Annotated in this window: 1 protein-coding gene and 1 pseudogene; both read right to left on the bottom strand. The window is 70.8% G+C overall.

All coding sequences use genetic code 11. From position 1 onward, the window contains the following. Positions 1-26: 26 nt before the first annotated feature. Positions 27-863 carry an RNase adapter RapZ gene (gene rapZ / locus ACK4TH_RS11660; RefSeq protein WP_409626663.1) on the bottom strand — a complete coding sequence of 279 codons (837 nt, stop codon included), beginning with the start codon at positions 861-863 and terminating at the stop codon, positions 27-29. Next, a pseudogene (locus tag ACK4TH_RS11655) lies at positions 860-1,738 on the bottom strand (DNA repair protein RecN); the annotation flags it as partial. The pseudogene ACK4TH_RS11655 and the gene rapZ, both read right to left, overlap by 4 nt.

Raw genomic sequence — 1,738 nt, 5'->3', positions numbered from 1 at the left:
TTTCTGCTGATCGACCTGGACAGGGATCAGCCCACCGTGGGGGCGGATTGGCCCGCAGCGTTCACGCACGCCCTGACGCACCGGGAGCTGCGCTTGCAGCCGGTGGTGACGGTGAAGAAGCTGCGGTGGTCGCGAACCATCCCGGGCAGCCAGTGCTCCAGAAACGCGGTGATCTGCGCCTGCATGGCGGCGACTTCGGGTTCGGCGTCCAAATAGGCCGCCACCGGGGCGTCCAGCCCCGTCAGCGGGCGCAGCGCGGGTTCGTAGTGGGGGTTGGGCAGCATGCGCACATCGAACACATAGTCGGCGTCCTTGGGGATGCCGCGCTTGAACGCGAACGACTCGAACACCAGCGTCAGTGGGGCGGGCGTACGCAGCAGCAGGGCCTTGACCTCGGTGCGCAACTGGGCGGCCTTGAGCTGGCTCGTGTCGATGACCAGCGCCCCCTCGCGCAGCGTGGCGAGCAGATCTCGCTCCAGCGCCAGGGCATCGACCAGGGCGCGGTGCTGGTCGGTGCTGCCGCGCACGGACAGCGGGTGCATGCGCCGGGTTTCGGAGTAGCGGCGCACCAGCACGTCGTCTGTCGCGTCGAGGAACAGCACGGTCAATGCGACATCGCTCTGCCGCAGGGCCGCCAGCCGCTGCGGCAGGCCGGGCAGCGACGCCGCGCTGCGTACGTCGATCGCCACCGCCACCCGGTCGGCCTGGTGCTCCCGCTCGACCTCGATGAACGCCTCCAGCAACTCGGGCGGCAGGTTGTCCACGCAATAAAAGCCGGAGTCCTCTAGGGCATGCAAGGCGACCGACTTGCCCGAGCCGGACATGCCGGTGATCAAAACCACATGCGGGGTGGCGCTCGTCATGTCTGCAACAGCTCCCGGGCGTGGGCCCGCGACGTGTCGGAACCGTGGCCGCCGAGCATGCGCGCCAGCTCCTCGACGCGTGCTTCGCCTTCCAGGGGCGTGACCTGACTGACGGTGGCATCGCCTTGCCGTGCCGTGCTCACATACAAGTGGTGGTGCGCGCACGCGGCCACCTGGGGCAGGTGGGTCACGGCGAGCACCTGTCGATCGGCGCCCAGCCGGCGCATGAGCCGCCCCACCGTGTGGGCGACCGTGCCGCCGATCCCGCTGTCCACCTCATCGAAGATCAGCGTCGGGGCTTCGCCCAGTTGGCTGGTCACGACGGCGATGGCCAACGCGATGCGCGACAGCTCACCGCCAGAGGCTACCATGCCGACGGGGCGCGGCGTGGCGCCGGGATGGCCTGCGACCAGAAACTCGGCGCGCTCCAGTCCCCAGGCTTGCGGCTCGGGCAGCGGCTCCAGGCGGACTTCGAACCGGCCGCCGGCCATGCCCAAGCCTTGCATGGCCTCGGTGATGGCGGCACTCAGCCGTTCGGCCGCGGGCTGGCGCTGGCGCGAGACGGCCTGCGCCTCGGCCAGAAAGGCCTGCCGCGCGCGCTCCGCCCGGGCGCGCAGGGCGGCCAGATCCGCGGCCTCGTCCAGCGCGCGCAGCCGCGCCTGCCAGTCCTGCCAGCGCTGCGGCAATTCCTGTGGCGGGCAGCGGTGGCGACGCGCCAGACCCATCCAGCGCGACAGGCGCTCGTCCAGGGCCGCCAGCGCGGTCGGATCCAGCTCGGTGTGGTGGGCGTGGTGTTGCAGGTCGCGGCAGGCATCGTCGATTTGTGCCTGGGCCTGCTGGAGCACATCGGCGATGGTGCCGTAGCCCGGCTCGAT

The organism is Tepidimonas sp. (genome assembly GCF_046292505.1).
In the GTDB taxonomy this organism is placed as follows: Bacteria; Pseudomonadota; Gammaproteobacteria; order Burkholderiales; family Burkholderiaceae_C; genus Tepidimonas.
This window is presented reverse-complemented; position numbering and strand designations above follow the sequence as displayed.